Source organism: Clostridium bornimense, from assembly GCF_018917145.1.
Taxonomy (GTDB): Bacteria; Bacillota; Clostridia; order Clostridiales; family Clostridiaceae; genus Clostridium_AN; species Clostridium_AN bornimense_A.
Genome location: NZ_JAHLOD010000042.1, coordinates 1 through 21,145, shown reverse-complemented (window position 1 = coordinate 21,145; position 21,145 = coordinate 1). Strand labels below are relative to the sequence as shown.

General features: G+C 26.2%; 22 protein-coding genes. 6 read left to right on the top strand and 16 right to left on the bottom strand.

Annotated features, from left to right (window positions below):
• Window positions 1-150: 150 nt before the first annotated feature.
• From dcd to KQI30_RS12970, 6 genes are all read right to left on the bottom strand, one after another.
• Window positions 151-669 carry a dCTP deaminase gene (gene dcd, locus KQI30_RS12995; protein WP_216463775.1) on the bottom strand — a complete coding sequence of 173 codons (519 nt, stop codon included), beginning with the start codon at window positions 667-669 and terminating at the stop codon, window positions 151-153.
• 62 nt (window positions 670-731) lie between these two features.
• Window positions 732-1,619, bottom strand: a complete 888-nt coding sequence (locus tag KQI30_RS12990) for a hypothetical protein (protein ID WP_216463774.1) — start codon at window positions 1,617-1,619, stop codon at window positions 732-734.
• 50 nt (window positions 1,620-1,669) lie between these two features.
• Complete coding sequence (locus KQI30_RS12985) at window positions 1,670-1,867, bottom strand: glycogen-binding domain-containing protein (RefSeq protein ID WP_216463773.1); 198 nt, start codon at window positions 1,865-1,867, stop codon at window positions 1,670-1,672.
• A gap of 137 nt (window positions 1,868-2,004) precedes the next feature.
• Complete coding sequence (locus KQI30_RS12980) at window positions 2,005-3,192, bottom strand: ABC transporter permease (protein WP_216463772.1); 1,188 nt, start codon at window positions 3,190-3,192, stop codon at window positions 2,005-2,007.
• The gene (locus tag KQI30_RS12975) at window positions 3,185-3,916 is read right to left on the bottom strand and encodes an ABC transporter ATP-binding protein (RefSeq protein ID WP_216463771.1); all 732 of its coding nucleotides are present in this window, start codon (window positions 3,914-3,916) and stop codon (window positions 3,185-3,187) included. The genes KQI30_RS12980 and KQI30_RS12975 overlap by 8 nt, the downstream gene beginning before the upstream one ends.
• A gap of 623 nt (window positions 3,917-4,539) precedes the next feature.
• The gene (locus KQI30_RS12970) at window positions 4,540-5,625 is read right to left on the bottom strand and encodes a hypothetical protein (protein WP_216463770.1); all 1,086 of its coding nucleotides are present in this window, start codon (window positions 5,623-5,625) and stop codon (window positions 4,540-4,542) included.
• A 1,977-nt stretch (window positions 5,626-7,602) separates the two neighbouring features.
• On the opposite strand from KQI30_RS12970, the gene KQI30_RS12965 reads away from it, so the two are divergent.
• Window positions 7,603-9,072 carry a hypothetical protein gene (locus KQI30_RS12965; protein WP_216463769.1) on the top strand — a complete coding sequence of 490 codons (1,470 nt, stop codon included), beginning with the start codon at window positions 7,603-7,605 and terminating at the stop codon, window positions 9,070-9,072.
• Window positions 9,073-9,183: 111 nt separating this feature from the next.
• Window positions 9,184-9,621 (top strand): hypothetical protein, encoded by a 438-nt coding sequence (locus KQI30_RS12960; protein ID WP_216463768.1) that lies wholly within the window; start codon window positions 9,184-9,186, stop codon window positions 9,619-9,621.
• 57 nt (window positions 9,622-9,678) lie between these two features.
• Here the strand turns inward: KQI30_RS12960 and KQI30_RS12955 are convergent, their stop codons facing one another.
• Complete coding sequence (locus tag KQI30_RS12955; RefSeq protein ID WP_216463767.1) at window positions 9,679-10,086, bottom strand: hypothetical protein; 408 nt, start codon at window positions 10,084-10,086, stop codon at window positions 9,679-9,681.
• 190 nt (window positions 10,087-10,276) lie between these two features.
• Between KQI30_RS12955 and KQI30_RS12950 the strand changes: the two genes are divergently transcribed.
• Entirely contained in the window at window positions 10,277-10,699 is a 423-nt protein-coding gene (locus KQI30_RS12950; RefSeq protein ID WP_216463766.1) for a hypothetical protein, read from the top strand.
• Between the two features lie 79 nt (window positions 10,700-10,778).
• Here KQI30_RS12950 and KQI30_RS12945 read toward each other — a convergent pair whose 3' ends face one another.
• Entirely contained in the window at window positions 10,779-12,161 is a 1,383-nt protein-coding gene (locus KQI30_RS12945) for a hypothetical protein (protein WP_216463765.1), read from the bottom strand.
• Window positions 12,162-12,617: 456 nt separating this feature from the next.
• On the opposite strand from KQI30_RS12945, the gene KQI30_RS12940 reads away from it, so the two are divergent.
• The gene (locus tag KQI30_RS12940) at window positions 12,618-13,085 is read left to right on the top strand and encodes a signal peptidase II (protein ID WP_216463764.1); all 468 of its coding nucleotides are present in this window, start codon (window positions 12,618-12,620) and stop codon (window positions 13,083-13,085) included.
• A 348-nt stretch (window positions 13,086-13,433) separates the two neighbouring features.
• Here KQI30_RS12940 and KQI30_RS12935 read toward each other — a convergent pair whose 3' ends face one another.
• From KQI30_RS12935 to KQI30_RS12910, 6 genes are all read right to left on the bottom strand, one after another.
• Complete coding sequence (locus KQI30_RS12935; protein ID WP_216463763.1) at window positions 13,434-14,723, bottom strand: LCP family protein; 1,290 nt, start codon at window positions 14,721-14,723, stop codon at window positions 13,434-13,436.
• A gap of 120 nt (window positions 14,724-14,843) precedes the next feature.
• A complete protein-coding gene (locus KQI30_RS12930) occupies window positions 14,844-15,164 on the bottom strand; it encodes a hypothetical protein (protein WP_216463762.1) in 321 nt (106 codons plus the stop codon).
• Between the two features lie 354 nt (window positions 15,165-15,518).
• The gene (locus KQI30_RS12925; protein ID WP_216463761.1) at window positions 15,519-17,087 is read right to left on the bottom strand and encodes an alpha-amylase family glycosyl hydrolase; all 1,569 of its coding nucleotides are present in this window, start codon (window positions 17,085-17,087) and stop codon (window positions 15,519-15,521) included.
• 100 nt (window positions 17,088-17,187) lie between these two features.
• On the bottom strand, window positions 17,188-17,751 hold the full coding sequence (locus KQI30_RS12920) for a TetR/AcrR family transcriptional regulator (RefSeq protein WP_216463760.1): 564 nt from the start codon (window positions 17,749-17,751) through the stop codon (window positions 17,188-17,190).
• A 142-nt stretch (window positions 17,752-17,893) separates the two neighbouring features.
• On the bottom strand, window positions 17,894-18,400 hold the full coding sequence (locus KQI30_RS12915) for a GNAT family N-acetyltransferase (protein ID WP_216463759.1): 507 nt from the start codon (window positions 18,398-18,400) through the stop codon (window positions 17,894-17,896).
• Window positions 18,401-18,534: 134 nt separating this feature from the next.
• Entirely contained in the window at window positions 18,535-19,731 is a 1,197-nt protein-coding gene (locus KQI30_RS12910) for a hypothetical protein (protein WP_216463758.1), read from the bottom strand.
• A 194-nt stretch (window positions 19,732-19,925) separates the two neighbouring features.
• On the opposite strand from KQI30_RS12910, the gene KQI30_RS12905 reads away from it, so the two are divergent.
• Window positions 19,926-20,081: a hypothetical protein gene (locus KQI30_RS12905; RefSeq protein ID WP_216463757.1), complete on the top strand. Its 156-nt coding sequence runs from the start codon at window positions 19,926-19,928 to the stop codon at window positions 20,079-20,081.
• An 81-nt stretch (window positions 20,082-20,162) separates the two neighbouring features.
• Here KQI30_RS12905 and KQI30_RS12900 read toward each other — a convergent pair whose 3' ends face one another.
• Window positions 20,163-20,381, bottom strand: a complete 219-nt coding sequence (locus tag KQI30_RS12900; RefSeq protein WP_216463756.1) for a DUF3006 domain-containing protein — start codon at window positions 20,379-20,381, stop codon at window positions 20,163-20,165.
• Window positions 20,382-20,495: 114 nt separating this feature from the next.
• Here KQI30_RS12900 and KQI30_RS12895 point away from each other — a divergent pair, with 114 nt between their 5' ends.
• Window positions 20,496-20,930, top strand: a complete 435-nt coding sequence (locus KQI30_RS12895; protein ID WP_216463755.1) for a hypothetical protein — start codon at window positions 20,496-20,498, stop codon at window positions 20,928-20,930.
• 136 nt (window positions 20,931-21,066) lie between these two features.
• Here KQI30_RS12895 and KQI30_RS17600 read toward each other — a convergent pair.
• A partial coding sequence (locus tag KQI30_RS17600; protein WP_367397842.1) for an IS3 family transposase occupies window positions 21,067-21,145 on the bottom strand: 79 nt, incomplete at its 5' end.

The following is a 21,145-nucleotide window of genomic DNA, read 5'->3' as shown; positions in this document are numbered from 1 at the left end:
GAATAAATTAAAAGCAACAGTTATTTTCCATTTTTATCAAATAACTGTTGCTATTCATTTTATTTAAATAAAATTTAATTAAGCAACCAAATTATAGTTAATATTAATTCTATTTAAATGTTTTTTATATATTTCAGTGCTACTTTTTGACTATTTAAAATCCTTATATAAAAGACTTGGTTGTATTCCTTTATTTTTTTGATATTTGCCACTACTATATTCTTCATATTCTCCATCAATTCCATGATAATATATTTGACAAACTTCTACTGATGGATAAATTCTTATAGGTTGAACACAAAATATTTCTAAAGTCCAATATCCTTTAAATCCAACATCTCCAAAGCCAGCTGTGACATGTATAAAAAGTCCTAATCTTCCAATAGAAGATCTACCTTCTAGCATTGGAACATAATTATTAGTCTCCGTATATTCCACAGTCCTTCCTAAATATAACTTTCCTGGTTCTAAAACTAATCCTTCTTCTGGTATGATAATAGTTTTTGTTTTATTTTCTTTTTTCATATCGAGAATATCTTCATCATATATAAGTAATTCATTATGTAATTTCAAATTATAACTATTGGGATTTAATTGATTTTTATTAAAAGGTTCAATAACTATATCTTTTCCCAATTTTTTCTCTATTTCTTTTCCTGAAAGCATCATAATAATTCTCTCTCCTTTGATTTAATTATATCTATATATTACCACTTATTAATATAAAATAATTAAGCAAATTGAAAATTGAAATCAAACTCTTCGATACTATCAATATCATTTCTTATATTATTATATCCTTCTTTTACTGCTGATACAGACTCATTAAAAGCCTTTTCTACAGTTTCTCCTATATCCTTATAGGATACTTTTACTGTATCAAAAATATTATTTGCACCTGTTTTAACTTTATCACTTATAAAATTAACAGCATCAACAACATCCTTACTTGTTGATATTATCGAAGTTTTCATATCATTTATTGGTGATAATGACTTTTCTATATTATTCACAATATTGTCATAGTCATTTTTCATACTTACATACCCTTCACTGACAGAAGATGAAATAGTTCTTATTGACTTATCAATAGATTCATAAGCTCCTTTTACTATTCCAGCAGTACGTATAACTTTTCCTAGCACATTAATATCAGGACTATCTATAGTTCCTTTAATAGTTGCTGATGAAATACCTACAACTGACACAATACTACTTACTTCTTTTCCTACTGACACTGCAGTAGTAACACCTGTGCTTACAAAGTTACTTGCAGAATTAATTATCTCCTCTGCTGTATCTTTTAAAGATTCCGCAGTAGCTGTAACCTGTTTTACTGTACTAGCTACTTTTTTAGCTGTATCTGTAAACTTGTTTGTTACATTCTCAGAAACATCTTCTACGTTCTTAGTAATGCTATTAGACGCATTTAAAACACTCTTAGATACCTTTGTAACAGCTTCCTTTACACTGTCTCCTACAGTTACAACGGTTTTCCCTGTATTCTTAACAACAGATGCAGCTGACCTAATTACTTTATTGGCTATTGAAAAAATATTATATATTTTGTCTCCTTGTGACTTTGTTGCTTCAACTTTTTTATCTACTGAAAAATTCATATCAGTTTCTACATAAGTATTATTCTCTTTAATCTTATCTTCCCCAGAATTTAAAACCTTCTTAATTGATCATTAATAATAAACTTATAATAATGCCTTCCAGAATCTAAATTGACTTTGTAATACCATATATCTCCCTCTTTTTTCATATACCCTTTACTTTTATCATAATCATTAAAAGATCCAATTACTGAAATCGTTTTAATATCTATGTGCTCTGATTCCTTATATCCTATTAATACTTCCATAACTCATCCTCCAAAACTCTAGTATTACAATTACCTTTAGTTATTTGTCGTAGAATAATTTGAGATATTTATATATAATTCACAAATAAAAAAGTTGTAGACAACGAATTTTTATCGTTATATCTACAACTTCTATTCTATCCTCTAAAGATAACTTCTTCTTTAGAAAGTAGGTATCTTGTCCCTATTACAGCTATAATAGCATATAGTAGTGTACTAATTGTCACTAATATAATTTGATTTGTTGAAGCAATTTCTAATAAAATCATCTTCATCAATAATCCAACATTATATAAAGGAATAATAAAATCTATATTTCCTACAGTTCTTACATTAGCAAACATTAATATCATAGCTGGAATAATAGTAGCAATCATCCCAAAAGATGCAAATGTCTGTGCCTCTTTAAATGTTTTAGCAACAAAAGATAATGATAAAAATATTGCAGAATATAATATAGCAAGAAATATAGTTAATAACCCCACAGAAAGTATTTGTGTTACTGTTATATTAATAGGTAATGATAATCCCATCATTTCTGGTAATAGTAGTAATCCTCCTAATAGCGCTACTATTATTGATAATGAACTTATTAACCCAACTACTGTACAAGCAAGTAGTTTTCCTGTTACTATAGCGCCTCTACCAGCCTTTGTAGTTAATAAAGGTTCTAATGTACCTCTTTCCTTTTCACCAGCCCCTAAATCCGTTGCTATGCTCATTACACCTGATGCACCAAAAAGTAAAATCATATATGGTAACATCATTCCTATCATCATAGAAATAGAATTTGAGGTATCATCCCCTTTTTTTATTCCTACCATTTCTACACCAATTGGTTCTAATATAGAATCTGAAATATTTAATTTTGCTAATTTATCTTTTACAATAGTGTTTTTATAACCATCTATTATATCCTTTGCTCTTGCAATAGCTGTAGTTCCTGAATCTGTAGCATTATCATAATAAACCTTAACTTTAGGTACATTTCCTTCTTCTACTGCTTCATCAAATCCTTTTGGAATTTCAATTGCCACCTTAATACTACCATCTTCGATAGCGCCATTAATATCAGATTTATCAACTATTTTTACACCTTTTTGTTCTTTTATATATGTACTAATGTTACTATTGCCATTGTCTCTTAAAATCATAGTAAAGTTCTCTTCTACTTCTTTTGCTTGCTTATTTCCTAAAGAAAAAGATAATCCAAACATCCCTACCATCATAATTAGTGGCATAAATATTGTAGTAAATACTGTTTTCTTATCCCTAAAGAAATCTTTTAATTCCTTTTTGAATACTATAAGCCACATTTTATTCATTATTTTCACCTCCAATAAGATTTACAAATACTTCTTCTAAATCAGGATTATTATATTTTGCTCTAATTTCATCTAAAGTACCTGACTCAATAACTTTTCCTTTGTGCATCATTATTACTCTATCGCATAATTTTTCAACTTCATACATAGAATGAGATGATAATAATATTGCTTTACCTTCTCTTTTACAGTCTTTAATAAAATCATGAATTGATCTAGCAGCTGAAATATCAAGTCCAGTAGTTGGTTCATCAAATAGCATTACTTTAGGATCATGAACTATAGAACGTGCTATTGACACCTTTTGTCTCATACCTCTAGAAAATCCTTTTGCCTTCTTGTCCATAAAATCTGTAATTTGGCAAGCTTTTGCAACATATTTTATTCTTTCTTCAATTTCAGATTTTGATAGCCCATTAAGTTCTGCAAAATAAGCTATATTTTCTCTTGCTGTAAGTCTATCATATAAACCTACATCACCACCAAAAAGTACCCCTAAATTTTTTCTAGCCTTATCTGGTTCTTTTGTTATAGAAAAATTATTCACTTCGACATCACCAGTTGATGGAGTCATCATTGTTGCTATAACCCTCATAGTTGTTGTCTTTCCGGCTCCATTTTCACCTAAAAGACCTACAATCTCTCCAGACTTAACTTCAAAGCTTATATTATCTACTGCTGTAAATGCCTTGAACTTTTTTGAAAGATTTTTAACTTTTAACATAATACCCTCCTAAAATTTATATATAACTAAATTATATTAGCATAATAACACATAATACTCCAAAACTCAATATATAGTTTCAAATAACTTATAAAGATTTATTAATTATTATTTTTGATATTGAAAATTTACAAATGACAATCGTTAATGTATATACATACACTTAATATTTAAACATACAATTACTTTTCTATACATACAATTTATCTATGAGATCAATTACGGTTTGCCTCAGTATTATCAAGGCTTAGCGAGAATTCTAAATTTTATAGTTTTACAGAAAAAATAAATAACTTTATCAACAAATTAAATAACTTTAGCTATTGTTTAAACAACTTTTCATCAATAAATCTATTTCTTTTATAACTTTTCAACCCAATAATTCCTTTTAAATAACTCTACATCAAATTTCGAAATAAATAAATAACTTTTCAAAATGATTATGAAATTTATATAACTTTACAATAAAGTGACTAATAATTAAATAACTTTACAAATTTAATGATAAATATATCATATGAATACAAAAAAATAAGATGTAAGTGAATACTTACATCTTATTTTGCAATTAAAAAGGAAACACGAATAGCCTTACGAGAAAGGAATTTTTTTCAAGTAAGGCATTAAATTATATTCAAAATTGATAATATATCATCATTTACAGTAGAGTCATAGCTATTTTCAGTATCATATAAGAAGGTTTCACCAACACCATTTCCACTAAGAGATTTATGATTATTCTTAAATATTGAAAATTCATTGAATACTGCTTTTACAACAGCCGTAACATAAGCAGGAAGAGAATTAATTGGATCTCTGCTCTTATGAATTTGTATGGCTCTATATTTATTAATAATTATTTGAACTACTCTTTCTTTTAAGAACCACTGTTTTAATGTAGAGATAGCTCTAACTAAATGTATTATTTGTTTCTTATTAAGAGTAACTTCAGCAAAATCTGCTTTTTCTTTTATTAGGTTTAATTCTTTACTATTATATATTTCTATTAATTCATATTGTTCATCAGTATTGTTTGTTTCTTTTAATGCGTTGCATTTAAATGAAAACTTAAATCTACTTACTTTTTTAGGGGCTAAATCTTTATTTCTAAGTTCTTTTGAATTATCTTTAAATATATCACTATATTTATTTAACATATGCTCTACAGTATTTTTAGCATAATATTTACACTTAGTTTTAAGAATATCCATCCAGCGACTCTTAGGGTTAAATAAGTTCATTTTAAATTCAGAATATGATTTTGCAGCTTTTGAATCGCAAAGTTGAGCTAAAAATATAACTAAACGCTTTTCTCTTGCTTTCATATTTTGAAATTGTGATTTAAAGAAAAAGTCACGGATTTTAGTAAAACCTTTTAAGTTTATAGAATCTTCATCAGCAGAAGTTTTTGGTTTAACCATATTTTCCATACCTACTAAAGTCCAGCTAGAAAAATCATAGTTATATTCTAATATTCCTAGTGATATAAGTTCATCTATGTTGTTATAAATTGTCTTGTAAGAAACATTGATATATTTTTTTACTTCATTAACTATGTCAGCTTTATTATTGCTAAAAGTTTGGATATAATATTTTTTATTAACTTCCCTTGAAATATGAGCTAATGCAATATATATATCGAATATGTTATAACTTTTAGATTTACTCATAATAATTTCAATATGTTCATTACTAAGTTTTGTAGCCAATTAATTCACCTCCTTTATCCGATTATATTTATATAAGCTTATAATAAAAGAATATTATTAGGATTGCAAAAGGGAAGAAAAAGTTAAAAATTCACCTCTCTAGCGGTGTTTTTTTTGGACACTTTTAACGAAGTAATGCATGTTTCCGGGTTTTTTACCTCCTTAGCGGAGTTATTGTGGACAGTTTTCATAAAGCCTTAATTTACAAGGGTTTGCGGCGAAATTGGCATAATTTTTTTATTAGTAAATATCAGAATTCATGAAATTTTATTAAATTTTTCACCTCCTTAGCGGAATTATTATGGACAGTTTCATAAAAAGTACACACAAATACCATAAAATGGTGGAAAAAAGCGCTTTTTCACCTCCTTAGCGGTATCATTTTGGACAGTTTTATAAAAATACATAATTTTAGACTAAAAAAAATATTAAAAAAAAATTTTTTTTTTTATATTTTTACGTTGAAAAATCGATTGCATAGCACTAAAATGTGCAGTAATTACGAAGTTATAAGAAAAGTTCACCTCCCTAGCGGTATTTCTTAGACACTTTCTCTTCTTTAGCGGTATATTTTAGACAGTTTTACTTTCTTAGCGGTACTTTTTAGACACTTTCCCTTTGATAGCGGTACTTTTTAGACACTTTCTCTTCCTTAGCGGTGTTTTTTGGACAGTTTTTAAATTTATTATGTATGTTATAAGAATTTAGAATAGTGATATAATCATTGCTAAACCTAATAAAATGCGTATTCCTTTGTCTAGCGGTAGAAGTAAAGGCAATAGTCACCGCTAGAGAGGAGAGAAAAGGATTCACGTGTCTAGCGGTAAAGCTAAAAACAACAGTCACCGCTAGATGAGGGAAAATGAATTCACCTGCCTAGCGGTGAAAGTAAAAGCAACAGTCACCGCTAGAGAAGGGGAAAATAAGTTTACTTGCCTAGCGGTAGAAGTAAAAACAACAGTCACCGCTAGAGAGGAGAAAAGAAAATTACCTGCCTAGCGGTAAAAGTAAAAGCAAAAGTCACCGCTAGAGAGGAGAAAAGAAAATCACCTACCTAGCGGTAAAAGTAAAAACAACAGTCACCGCTAGAGAGGAGAAAAGAAAATTACCTGCCTAGCGGTAAAAGTAAAAGCAACAGTTACCGCTAGATGAGGGAAAATGAATTCACCTGCCTAGCGGTGAAAGCAAAAGTCACCGCTAGAGGAGGAAAAAATAAATTCACCTACCTAGCGGTATAAGATAAAGATATCATCACCGCTAAAGAGGGGAAAATGAATTTACTCGCCTAGCGGTAAAAGTAAAAACAACGGTCACCGCTAGAGAGGAGAAAAGAAAATCACCTGCCTAGCGGTATAATATAAAGATATCATCACCGCTAAAGAGGGGAAAATGAATTTACTCGCCTAGCGGTAAAAGTAAAAACAACGGTCACCGCTAGAAAGGAGAGAAAAGAAATTCTCCTCCTTAGCGGTAGAAAAATAAAAAATTCCCCTGTCTAGCGGTAATTTAAATTACAGTTTCATAATCAATTTATAGTATAAGTTTTGCGTAAGATACTGATTTTACTGGGTTTATAAAGAAAATAATAGTAAATTCCCCTGTCTAGCGGTACATATTAGACATGTTTTTGTTATAAAATACGATAAATTCAATGATTATGAAGAGAATTCCCTTGTCTAGCGGTGATAAAAAGACAAGTAGCATTTTTCGCAAAGTACTATTAATAGTAGGATTCTCTTCCCTAGCGGTACATATTAGACAGTTTTTAAAACTGTCTAATATTAATAAATAATTACCCTCCTTAGCGGTAGATTTTAGACAGTTTTAGATGTAATTATATTATATGGACAGTTTTAAATATTAAAGATACATTTTAATTAAAATAATTTCATATTTAATTTTTACTTGTCTAGCGGTACATATGTATTTGATGTTATAATTCTTATATATGTTTATTTCTAACGGGAGTAGAGAGATATGGATGAATTTGAAGTTAAATTTAAGAAGAAAATAGATAAGTTATTTAAAAATAGTTTTGAAGAGATAACTAAAAGTAAGTTTGATACATTTTATAAGACATTACAAAAAGATATGCAAGATTTAAATTCAATAAATGGGGAAGTTAAATTTGGAAAGTTAGTGTATTCTATTAACAAAACAAAAGATAGATGGGTTACTAAGTATATTGAGAGTCCGTTAAGTGGCTTAAATGTAGAAGTTCAAGCAGCTGGATATTTATATGATAAAGTAATTAGTAAAGAAATAGATATTGATAAATTTAGATCAATATATGGTTGTGACGATGTTAATGAACTAAAAACTAAAATGATTAAAGAAGTAGAAGAGTGGAAAACTAATAAAGATTCATTACTTACTTCTTTTGTTGGATTTAAAAAGTTAGCTAAAGTTTCTATAAAACCAGCATTTAAGAATGATATTCTAAAAACTTATTATAATTATATAAATAGTCCAGAAAGTGGACTTAAATCTTATGAGCATGTGACAAGAATTCCTAGTATACTTGGTAACATTGGGATAGATACTACTAATACACAGAAATTTTTAGATAAGAGTGAGATTAATCAAATGGAAAGTCAAAGTAGTGAATTAGCCCTTACTGGAACCATAGATAGATTAATAGTAAGTGAAGAAAATCAAACTAAAATTCTAATGCAATTAGAGAAACAAGTATATCTCAGAATTGCTAATGATCAAGAATCACAAGATTTAATGACACAAATTGCATTAATAAAAGCAGTAAAACAATTAAATCACTTAGATTTAAAGATTATTACTCATTACTATACTAACTTTTACAATATAGTTAGTAATGATAGTATTGGAAAGTATATTTCTGAATTAGTAAATGAAATAGGTCTTAGCGACAATTCTAATAATTATAAGCTAGTAGTAGATAGCTTACTTAAAATAGGTAGTATAAGATTAGAAGCAGAATATGAAGGAAGAAATATTAAAGGATCTTTATTAGAAGTATTTATCGATATAAAGAATGGTCGTAAGTTTGCAGAAGTTCAATTAGGTGGATTTTTAAAGACCTTAATAATAATGGATAGTACATTTAATTTTAATAAAGATACATTTGATCTTTTGAGTCGTGATGCACAACAATTAGCCATATGGTTACAACATAGAAGACTAAAAAATGTTTTAGACGATAGTAAGTTTTCTGAAGCTATTGCCGTTCAGTATTTAGCAAATGCTATTCTTATGAGAGCTAAAGATGTATATAAGCGTAGAGATAGATTAAGTAGGGCATTGGAAGAATTAAAGGTATATAAGCTTATTGTAAAAGATTATGAATATGATAGTAAAGAATATCAATTTATAATAGACTATATAAGACTACCTAAAGAAGTCATATCTAATATTCAAAATAAGAATTTTAAGACAGGTGAACTTATAGAAGGTACAATTTTAAAGAAATAAATATAAAAGTTATGGCTCTATAATAAATATTGGGAGCCATAATATTTAGAATGTATTTCCATAATATGTAAAATATGATATAATATTCATAAATCATATGGGGGGAGATACATGGAGTCTAGAATTGATAAAGTTTTAAATAAATCAAAATTAAAATATGTTTTTATATCTACAATATTAAGTTCACTTTATATGTCTATTCTATATATTGTAGTAGCAAATATTTTTGAACAAAATATATTTTTAGATATGTTTATATTGGCAAAAATACTTGGAATAGTGATAAATAATGTAGTATTTTTTTCATTAGAATATAACTTTTTAAAGAATATTAATATCAACTATTATAGTAGTAATTATAAAATTATTATTAGAGTTATAATTTTATATGGAGTGTTAGCATTTGGAGTAAATTTATTTATATTATCATTTAAAACTTTTACCACAATTCCATTTATTTATTGTATTGCAATTGATTTATTAGTAGGTATAATTGTTGGATTTTTCATATATAATGGAGTTAGAAAAGAGTTGAAGGTAAAAAGATAGAAATTGGAAACCCCTAAAATTCTGAAATATCAAGCAGATTTTAGGGGTTTTTGCTATTTAATTAATAGTATTTATAGCATCATAATAACTAGTGTAAACATTACTAACAGAATGATCATTATATACTTTAATATAGCCAACGCTTCCGGCAACCTTACTAGAGGTATCTTTAAGTGTTGTTATTCTAAATAAATAGAAGGTTTTATCATTTTCTTTGTATAAATCTTCTGTACAACCGTAATTTATGTTTTCAGTACCTTTGTAAATATCATCTAATATCTTTGTCGCCACATCTACAGTGAAATCTTTTTGGGTATTTTCATTAACATTATTATCTGTAGAAGAATCAGACTTATTTTCTACAGCATTAGAATTATTATGTATATTAGAATTATTTTTTTTACTATCACATCCTACGAAGGTTATTGATAATAGTAAGATTAATATTATAGATAAGTTTTTCAAAAAATCCCCTCCTGCACCTTATTACATAATTATACAATAATATAATAAAAAAGAAAAGAATATATTAATATTGAGTTTTATGTCGAAAAATAATGAAATTCAATGTAAAATGTTTGACATTTTTCCTTATTCTGATATGATATATTGTAGTGAGAATATAATAAGAATTGATTAATGCGAGGTGATTAAGATGGAGAGTAGATTTAATGATATTTTAAATAAATCTAGGCTAAGTTATGTGGGAAAGAGTACCTTGTTATTTTCAAGCATTATGTTATTTTCTTATATTGTTATATGTACATGCCTTGGAAAGAATATTCTTTTAAATAATTATATTTATATAAAAACAATTCTTATAATTTTTACTAATTTTACTTTTTTTAATTTGGAATATGAGTTTGCTAAGATAGTTAATAATAGAAAGATAAATAATTATTTTATTATTGGTATTATATTTATAATATTATATGGTATTTTAGAATTTGCCATTCCATTTTTTATATTGTTATGGAAAACTTTTATTTATCAATCAATGGGGTTTTGGTTATTTATAATATTAACAGGTGGATTCATTTTAGGACTTATAATGTATTTATATGATATAAAAGTATAAAGTAAGAATAATTTTTATAATATAAAGAAAGACTGCTAAAAAGATGATATATCTTTTTAGCAGCCTTTCTTTATTTCTATTAATGTTTACGAAGTAATATTGTACCACTTAATATTGTTATTAGTGATAAAACTACCATAGTATTAGAATTTATAGGAGAACCAGTTTTAGGAATAGATTTTGTTTCATCTATTTTTTTAGAATTAGTAGTTTTACCTTTTATACTATTAATATTATCAACTTTATTATTAGATGATGTATTATTAACGGTAAAGTGTGTATTATCACTTGTAGTATCGTCTGGAATAACATTGTTGTTAGAATCTCTTTGAACATTAACTTGAGTATAACCACCTAATCCTGATACTACAAAGTTATCTTTATCATAAATTGATAATGAAGTCATAATGGGACTTACTTGATATCTATAAGTACATGTACCATTTTTTATTTCAGAGACAAAAACTTTAGCATTTTCTTTTCGTAGAGCCCAAAGATTGCCTGCATTATCTTTAGTTATGTCAATAATATTATTTCCATAGCTAGTAGAATATTTATATTTTCCATCTTTAAGAGTATATCTAACTAATTCCATTGATGTATCCACATCATATGTCCATAAGTATACGTCATCTCCATCTACAATAGAATCCCATAACATAGAATTTTCATCTGCAGATAAAGTAGCTTTATTTATCAATTTATTATTTTTGTATTTCAAAATTTTTAAGGTATTATCATCAGATAATTCTTTTATTATCATATTGCCATTCTTATCAAATTCCACATTAAAACTAGAGGTTTGTGAGATATATTGAAAATCATCATTATAAATTCCTTGAAAAATAGCAGTTGAATTATTTTTTACATTTGTAATTTCTAACATGAACTTTTTACCGACACAATTTCCATCTTTATATACCTTAGTTTCATATTCTTTAGTTGTATAGTCAGATCCATAATTAGTATTGAAACTTTTGTTCACTTTTGATAATAATTCTTTACCTAAATTTTTATTATCTGATTCTGATTTTAATTTTTTTAATTTATTTGTTTCGATATTATATTTATAATATTCTGTTACTATTCCATTTTTACTGTCATCGTTGTATACTTGATGCATAAAATTTATTTTATTTTCATTAATATCAGTAACAGAAAATAAACCGATTTTATCATTATCAATACCATCAATATTTTCTAATGAACCATTTGATAATACAGCAATATTATCTTTAACAACAATTTCATTATTGTATGTACCGTTATAGTTTGGATTTTTTACTTCTTTACTATAAGTAACAAAGGCCTTATCTTTATATGGTATTACCTCATTTAGAATATCATTTTTTACATTCAAATATTTTGGCAATTCCTCAGATGCTACTGCAGTAATAGGTGTTAGATTAAATACTGTAAGATAAACTAATACAGCACTTAATGCTCTTTTTAATGATTTCACTTATGTGCCCTCCTAAAAATATAAAATAATATAAGTCCGTATAATTTATAATATTGTAAATATACCTTTTTATATCATTATATCACTAAATTAAGGAATAAATTATACTTTTATGGAAATGTCGAAGGTTTTTGTAAAATATGGTTATTAATTAAGATAGTGAAGATAATATTTTTTATATAAATTATTTAAATTATAGTTGTATCTAAAATTTTTTTAAAAAAGTTTTTAGGATAAAGTTTGTAAGTTACAATAAATATCGAAATGATTTATCAATTGACATAAATATACATAATATGATATAAATAAAAGAATCATAAAGATAAAATATATGGGAATACTATAATAGTCTTTAATTATGTATTAAGTAATTTAGTATGATATACTAAATTAGATATAAAGGTTTGGGGGTAATTATGAAGAATATAAAATTAACTTTAATAAGGATTGTATATCATGAGAAAATTTAAGGAATTATTTATAATTGGATTTTTAGTAGCAATAGACCAAGCTGTTAAAATTGTTATCTATAATAATTTCTTTGATAAGGTTATTAAAAATCCTATAATAGGCTTTAGACCTAATTTTAATCAAGATATTTCTCCATTGAATGTTTTATTAAGAATTAATATTCCTGTTTATATATATATAATTATTGGTTTAATTTGTATTGCTATAGGAGTATATATATATTTATATATGAAAAATAATTCTCTCATAAATATTTATACGGAAATTTTTTATGTTCTTTTATTATCAGGAATAATAGATTCTGTTTTAGATAAAATCTTTTGGGGAACAAGCTTAGATTATGTAGAATTATTTTCTAGGTTTATAATTGATTTAAAAGATATTTATATCGTTTTGGGGGCAATTAGCTTTTCTATAAGTATGATAAAAATATCAAGGAATATGAACAAGTGAAAGGAACTGTCTTATTAGTAGATAAAAGTTTTTGAGAGGTAGTTTACTTTATATTGCATAAAAAGGGGCTGTAGCACAAAGAAGTTATATCAGAGTGCGGCAGTTTTTTTAGCAAAATAGAATATCAAGTCACAAGTATGAAGGCACAAGGCACAGGTATGGATGAAATTCCCTTTGAGGGAATTTTTGAGATTGTAAGTGAGACATTTTGGGGTATATAGTAAGCTTTAGTTTTCTAAACTTGTGCCTTGTGCCATCTAATCAGTGCCCTACCTTGTGTCATAACAAAAGGAGATATCGCTAACGAGTTTTAATTTGTTAATGCGACATCTCCTTTTAAATTAAGATTTAGTTGTCAGTGGAATCATATTGAAAATCTTCTCCTATAATAACATTAATATCAGTATTATCTTCTATATCACCTTGGCTTACATTGTTTATACCAATTTCTTCACCTAAAGAATTTAAATCATTAATTGTTGTATTACTATTTACCATTACATAACTTTCAGAAACATTAGAGTCACCAGTTTTTGTTGTTATATTTGCTTCAGAGTATCCCCAATCATTAATCAAAGTATTTTTCAACTTTCCTGCTAGTCCATTTACTCCGCTAGAGTTTGTTATTTTTACTTTTAAGTTACTTCTATCTTCAATAATTTTGTTATTTAATAAACCTATAATTTCTCTATTTTTGCTTGGATCGTAGATAAAGTAATCAAATCCATCAATTGTATCAGTAGTACCTTCTAGTGTTGTTGATGTCATATTATCTTCACCAGCTTTTAAAATAGCTTTTGCATATGCTATTATTTTATCGGCATCAAGGTCTGTTTTTATGTACTTAGTTGTTTCGGATACTAAAGAAGGAATTTTAACAATTCCAGATGTTGAAGTAAGTTGTTTCATAAGGCAATTAATAAAGTAGCGTTGATTTTCTATTCTAGCTAAATCACTTCCATCAGTTTCAGAAGTACCTTGATTATTTTTTCTCCATCTTACAAACTTCAGTGCATCTTTACCATCTAAATGATATTCAACACCTTTATCAAAATCTATTTTAAGCCCATCAACTGGATCATAATATTTCATATCATGTTGTGGAGTGATATCCACACCACCTAAAACATCTATAATTGATGTAAATCCTTCATAATCTACAGAAACATAGTAATTAATATTATCTATTCCAAAAAACTCTTCGACTGAGTTGATTAAATCATCCCTAGCTGTATCAAGATCACTATTTAATTGAGAGTCATAGTGAATTTCTGTTAATTTTGCTGTCTTTCCAATTACTTTTGGTTTATATACATCCTTTGGAATTCTAGTATCTCTAGGAAGAGAGACCATTGTTGTATGTTTAGTATCAGGATCATAATGTACTATTAGAATGGTATCAGTTCTACTAGCACCAGATCCAGGAACGTTATCCATACCATAAAATAGAATATTAACTGGCTCCGTTATGGCAACTTCTTTTGTTGCGTTACTTTTGGAATCTTTATTTAAAGATGTTAAGCTTGAATAAAGCCAAGTTCCTGCAGAAGCTGTTACTCCAACTGAAACTATTAATAAAATAAAAATTCCCCTAAAAAAATTCTTTAATATATTAGACTTAGATTTTTTCTTACCCATACAATAAATCCCTTTCACTTTATAGTATTTAATATAATAAGATAAATACCTCTTAAATAAATTATAATTTGACATTTTTTGTATGTCAAGTTTTAAAATGTCGAATTATAAACATTTAAGTTATAATTTACATTTTGTATCTATATCAATAGTTGATTTTATTGTTCCAATAATAGCTATAGCACATTGTATTGCTACACTATACTTAATTATTGTTGTTTTTAAAAACAAAGAAACTAATCCAATTATTAAAATAGATATACCCATTTTAATAAAAGTATTTCCAACTACAGTAGATACTTTTTCTCTATTATGTTTTTTTTCATTAAAGTATACAATTAGATTGCCATCATTATTTTTTTTCATATTATAACCAAATAGTAGAAATGATGTTCCAATTATTGTTGTAAAAATTAAAAAAGATATTGTAGTATTATTCATAAAATGACAATTCCCCCTAATAGTTTGTCCTATTTATTATAATACATTAAAACGATACTAACTACTATAAATTTAATATTATTTAATTTTTTATGTGCAAAATTATCATATTTCTCAAAGCTTTATATGGAGAGTATTTAATAATAGTAAGGAAGGGAACATAATATAATCAGTGATATACGATATACGTGAGAAATATCAATGAATTTATATATTAGTCATCATTCATTATTAGCTGTAAAATATCTAAGTTTTTAAATGTTTATAAATCTGCAAGTAGTGATTTATAAAAGAAAAAGCGATAATCCTAAATAAAGATAACCGCTTTTTTAAAATAATTTTCAAAATATTGTATTAACTAAGGAAGTTTTCTAGTTCTTCTAGTGAAAAATCAAGAGCTTTGGAGATTGTTTCTTTTGAAACGTTCATATTTAAAAGTTTTATAGCTATTTCTTGTTTTGCAGCAAGTTTACCTCTGTCAAATTCGCTTATTGGTTTAGTTATAGGCTCTATTTTGTCTTTTTTTAATGGTTCTTTTTCTAATGGCATTTCTGCTAAATTCTTATCGATAGGTAATGTAGATAAAATTTTTGCAGAGAAAGGTGGAAGTGTGATTTTTATCTTACTTGAATTGATAAGAACTTTAGTATTATTATTTGTAAGATCAAATAAGTTTTCTGTATTTATAGGAACATTAAATTCTGATTCATATTCATAATCACCTAGATTTAAAGCGACTATGACAAAGTCATTATTATAAATTCTACTATATACAAATTGTTCATTTCGTACTAAAATTTCTTTATAATATCCATAAGTTAGAGCTTTACAATTACGTTTTATATAAATATAGTTTTTTATAGTATTTTCTAAATTAACAGCATCAACATTATTTTGCTCTTTTTCGAGAGAGAGTTCAGGACGAAGTTCTAAATCTGTTTTACTTCTATCACCAGGTATTCCCCATTCGCTGCCATAATAAACAGAAGGGATTCCTGGCATAGTCATAAGAAGAGCGTATACATTTTTTAAATGTCGTTTGTCTTTCAAGTTAGAATATATTCTATTTACATCGTGATTGTCTACAAAATTATAGAGGTATAAATTTTTATAAATTCCACCATCACCAAATTGTCTTTTTAGCGAATATGCTATTTCGAAATAATTTTTATCATTATGACTTGAATATATGCCCTTAAAACATTCATAATTTGTAGCAGAGTCTAAAGTATCTTCGTTGGCAATATAATTATAATCGCCATGAATCATTTCTCCCATAAGCCATAAATCCTTTTTTAATGATTTACAATGCGTTCTTAAAGACTTAAGGAAGTTTATATCAATACAATAGGCTACGTCTAGTCTAATGCCATCAATGTTAAATTCCTTTATCCAAAATTCAATAGCACTAAATAGATGCTTTTTTACATCAGGATTATTTAGATTTAATTTTACGAGGTCATAGTTTCCTTCCCAGCCTTCATAATAAAAACCATCATTATAATTGCTATTGCCATTAAAATCTATATTGAACCAATTTTTAAATGAAGAGTCTTGTTTTTTTTCTTGTAAATCTTTAAAGGCCCAAAAATTTCTACCAACATGATTGAAAACGCCATCTACAACTACCTTGATTCCTTTATTGTGTAGTTTTTGCACAAGTTCTTTAAAAGTGTTATTATCACCTAATCTTCTATCTATATTAAAGTAGTCAATAGTATCATAACCATGATAAGTTGATTGAAATAGGGGACCAAAATATATGGCATTAAACCCCATGTGGTAGATATGATCTATCCATGCATCATCTATTTTATTTAATCTATAAATTACAGGGTCATTAATATTATTCATTTCCATAGCACCACAAAATCCTAAAGGATATATATGATAAAAAATAGCGTCTTTAAAAGAATTTAACATAAATAATTCCTCCTATAGTTTTAGTAAGTATTAAAAATTTATATACTGATTGGTATACAATATGGAAAAAGAGTTACTTAAATTTTATCGATATGTTTACTTATGAGAATATTCCATGCATAAATTGATGTGCTACTTTGAATGCTAAGTCATCTGTAAGATCAATAGAATTAGCAAAGAATAATCCAACATAGGAATTAATCATTCCTAATAATGAAGCAGCATACTCTTTATGACGTCCTTTCATATTACCGTTATCTTCAGCTGCGGAAATAAAGAAGTTTTCTAAAATAAGGGCTTCTTCTTTTACCATATTTTCTATAATGTAATAGTAGTTGTTTTCTGTAAAACTATACATCATAGAAAGGCGCATTTTACAAAAGTAGATATCTTGTTTAGCATAATAGAAATATTCTTTTATAAACTTATAAAGAGATAATGGGACATCCCTGTTGTATTTTATGTTATATACTTTATTTTTCATATCATCAAACTTTACTTTAATGATTTCTTGCAGTAACCCTTCTTTACTTCCAAAGTAGTAGTATAGTGTTGGTTTTGTTATATTAGCTGCAATTGTAATTTCTTGAACACTAACGGCATCGTAACCTTTAGAAGCAAATAATTTTATAGCACATTCTATGATTGAAGTTTTATTATCCATTTATACCTCCATATATTTCCTATAATAATAGTATATACTAGTCGGTATAGAACGTCAACAAAATTTTGTAATTTATATTGCAATTAGATATTATAAAAGGAACTATTGCCAACAAATCAAAAGTTGTTAGCAATAGTTCATTTTACATGTTTGTGTATTGAATTCTTGACATCATAAATTCATCAACTAAAGTATTGTTTTCACATATAGAGTATTTTTTTAAACCTTCTATTAGGAAGTCATATTTTTTATAAAAGTTTATATATTTTGTATTGCTAGAAGAAATAAATACTTCTAAGCGTTTAAGTTTTAAAATTTTGTCAGATAGAAGTAGAATTTCTTTCATAAGGCTATCTTCTATATTTTTATCTTGAAATTTTTTATCAACAGTTATTTCAACTGTAGCAACATGTTGATGATTTCTACTAGTATATCTTTTTAGTAATGCAGCACCAATAGGAGTATTATTATCAAGTGCAATATACCAATAATCAGTTTTAATTATATTACGTCCTTTATTTCTAACATTAGGTGAATCTTTTTCCTCTGGTTCAACAATAACATTTTCTAAAGTAGTTTCCAGTTTTTTTATTTTATTTATATAAGTATAGTCTTCTTCATTTGCTGGTCTAATGGTTATCTCTTCCATAATAAATCCCTCACTTTTAATAAAATAATATTACTTTTTATCTTTAAATCGTGTACAAAATTAATATATAACTATTTTATCACAATTTGTAATAAAATGTAACATTATTGACAAAAAATGTAGAAAAATATTTTTTATTTTATTGTGTATTTTTTATATGAGTATGAGTTATTATTTTTACTATTCCAAGATGTAGTAGTTATAAAAATAGATTTTCCGTTATCGCTTAAACTATAGTAATTAAAAGTATTATTTTCCATAGTAGTGTTGTAAAATACATCAAGGGAATCTCTTGAAACCTTAGCAAAATACATTTCATTTAACAAAAGTCCTTTATTTATATTATTGATGCCTTTTTCTAGAACTATTAATGAACCATCAGCATTTATATCTGTTACCCATACAGACGCATCTGTTTTATTTGTTTTTAAAAGAGGTGTAGTTTTTCTAGTTTTAAAATTATATTTGGTTATAATATTATTAATGGTTGGATCTGTATTTCGATTTAATATAAGTATTTCTGTATCATTAATTACTTTTATAGAATTAAAGCCTATAGTGTTCTCTAAAGAATTAATGGAAAGCTTCTGTTTTTTTTCTATATTAACTTTATTATCAGATAGTATAATTTTATATAATTGACCTGAAGTATCCATTGCCATTATGGAATCCATATATTTAATAAAGAATGTATTATATATTGGATGCTCTAAATTATCGCTACTATAAAGTTTCTTTTCGTTAATATCATAGATTTTTATAATAGTTGAATTATTTTCACATATATCAGTAATATATGTAACAAGATAATTATCATTACCATCTAAAAATGATATAGTGCAATTAGTTATATTATCTTGAATAGGCTCTATATAATTATCTAATACTATTTCATTTTCAGATTTATCATAGTTGATATAAGATATTTTACCATCTTTAGATTGTCGTACAAATTTATTCTTAGATCCTATAGAAGTTATACCATCGGAAGCAATTAGAGAAGTTTTGATAGCTTTATTTTTCTCACTTATTGAATAAAGATTAGCTTTGCTACCATCGCATGGATAAGATTTTTCAAATTCATCTATATTATATTCTGTAAGTGTAGATTGAAGTTTACCAGTAACTAAATCATTCTTAAAAAATAGAGGCATGAACATTTCATCTTTTATATCTTTAATATTAACGTTTTCAGCTTGGACAGAAATATCATTTTTAGAAATGGTTATGCCGCTAGGATCTTTAAGATTCTTTAATATGCTACATAACAGTATAGTTATTGAAATAGATAGAATTAAAATGACTATGGCAATAATAGTTTTTTTATTCACTGTAGAATAGCCTCCTTGACATAAAAAATCATACCACAATAATATCAAGAAATAGAAAAAAATTCAAATTGCATTAATTGTGCTACAAATATTACTATATAAAAATAGAATATATTAAAAAGATTTAGGATAAAATAACTTTGCATTAGTTTTTACTAGTGAAAAGTATATTGCCACTAAGAGGAGGGTGTTTTATGGACTCAAAAAATGAAAGAATATATTCAAAAGAAAATTACTTAGCTAATGGGTATAAGACAAAAAGTCAATATTCTAAGAATCAGATAGTTCATACAATTCAAGAACCAGCCTTAAATGAAAGTGGTATAGAAGCTAAGAAAAAAGGCTTCTAGCTATATAATGGGGTTGTTGCAATAACGATTAAATTTCGTGAGCAAGAACCCTTTTAAATTTGATAATTTTAATTAGAATATTCAACTTTCTCTAAATATATTTTCCATAAAATTTTTAAGCTTATTTTTCTTATTTTCAGTTTCTTTATTATCAATAATTATTTCATCATTATTAATAATAAGTATACTTCCTTCTTTTGCATCTATAGGTAGTTTAGATTTTTCTATTTTTATTATGCTATAATCGGATTTTTCACAAATTGCCACTTCTTCTTCAAATCTATCAATGATAATTTTCATAAATGTATATCTCCTTTATTTGTATATTATTCTAAAATATAATTAGTAACAGTAAAAAAATAGATAATATGTGATATAATAAATGTAAAGTACATATAAGAGGTGATTATTTTAATGGATAAAACTAAAGTAATTTACTCTATAATAGAAACAATATTTTTAATATGTTCAGCTTTATTTTTAGTATTTGCATTTAATTACTTTGAGATTAAAACGTTTTGGTTTAAACCTTTTCTTATTTTCTATTTAATATTATCATTTATTATATTATTATTCTATATAGAGGGTTTTATAATATCATTGAGGAAATTAAATCATAAAGATTTTTTTTGTATATTAAAGGATTTTAGTATAGATTTTATTATATTGTGGATTCCGTTTATAGTTTTTAATTATGTTAATGTTGGAGAGATAATGATTTTTCAAAGTGCAATTCCACCACTAGTGGTGTCTTTTGGCATTGCCATAATAAAAGTTTTGCGCAAACGAAATAGAATTAAAAGTGATGGAGAAATTGTTGTTACAAAGTGGAAGGATAATGAACAGTAGCAAATTAAGAAATACTATTCAATATTGTTTTTTATATTTGTAATAAATGTTTCAGAGTGTACTATAAAAAAGGAACTATCTCATTAATAAATGATGTAAAGTGGACCCTTTGTCAAGGACAATACAAAAAAAGGGGTTAAGCAATATTTTTAAGAAGATGATTTCTATACTGTATAGGAGTCATCTTTTTTAGATTCCATTGATATCTATAATTA

Excerpts from the sequence above, each read along its gene's own strand:
- dcd (WP_216463775.1), bottom strand. The coding sequence starts at position 669 with ATGATGCTTTCAGGAAAAGAAATAGAGAAAAAATTGGGAAAAGATATA.
- KQI30_RS12990 (WP_216463774.1), bottom strand. The coding sequence starts at position 1,619 with ATGAATTTTTCAGTAGATAAAAAAGTTGAAGCAACAAAGTCACAAGGA.
- KQI30_RS12985 (WP_216463773.1), bottom strand. The coding sequence starts at position 1,867 with ATGGAAGTATTAATAGGATATAAGGAATCAGAGCACATAGATATTAAA.
- KQI30_RS12980 (WP_216463772.1), bottom strand. The coding sequence starts at position 3,192 with ATGAATAAAATGTGGCTTATAGTATTCAAAAAGGAATTAAAAGATTTC.
- KQI30_RS12975 (WP_216463771.1), bottom strand. The coding sequence starts at position 3,916 with ATGTTAAAAGTTAAAAATCTTTCAAAAAAGTTCAAGGCATTTACAGCA.
- KQI30_RS12965 (WP_216463769.1), top strand. The coding sequence starts at position 7,603 with ATGGATGAATTTGAAGTTAAATTTAAGAAGAAAATAGATAAGTTATTT.
- KQI30_RS12960 (WP_216463768.1), top strand. The coding sequence starts at position 9,184 with ATGGAGTCTAGAATTGATAAAGTTTTAAATAAATCAAAATTAAAATAT.
- KQI30_RS12950 (WP_216463766.1), top strand. The coding sequence starts at position 10,277 with ATGGAGAGTAGATTTAATGATATTTTAAATAAATCTAGGCTAAGTTAT.
- KQI30_RS12940 (WP_216463764.1), top strand. The coding sequence starts at position 12,618 with ATGAGAAAATTTAAGGAATTATTTATAATTGGATTTTTAGTAGCAATA.
- KQI30_RS12935 (WP_216463763.1), bottom strand. The coding sequence starts at position 14,723 with ATGGGTAAGAAAAAATCTAAGTCTAATATATTAAAGAATTTTTTTAGG.
- KQI30_RS12930 (WP_216463762.1), bottom strand. The coding sequence starts at position 15,164 with ATGAATAATACTACAATATCTTTTTTAATTTTTACAACAATAATTGGA.
- KQI30_RS12925 (WP_216463761.1), bottom strand. The coding sequence starts at position 17,087 with ATGTTAAATTCTTTTAAAGACGCTATTTTTTATCATATATATCCTTTA.
- KQI30_RS12920 (WP_216463760.1), bottom strand. The coding sequence starts at position 17,751 with ATGGATAATAAAACTTCAATCATAGAATGTGCTATAAAATTATTTGCT.
- KQI30_RS12915 (WP_216463759.1), bottom strand. The coding sequence starts at position 18,400 with ATGGAAGAGATAACCATTAGACCAGCAAATGAAGAAGACTATACTTAT.
- KQI30_RS12905 (WP_216463757.1), top strand. The coding sequence starts at position 19,926 with ATGGACTCAAAAAATGAAAGAATATATTCAAAAGAAAATTACTTAGCT.
- KQI30_RS12900 (WP_216463756.1), bottom strand. The coding sequence starts at position 20,381 with ATGAAAATTATCATTGATAGATTTGAAGAAGAAGTGGCAATTTGTGAA.
- KQI30_RS12895 (WP_216463755.1), top strand. The coding sequence starts at position 20,496 with ATGGATAAAACTAAAGTAATTTACTCTATAATAGAAACAATATTTTTA.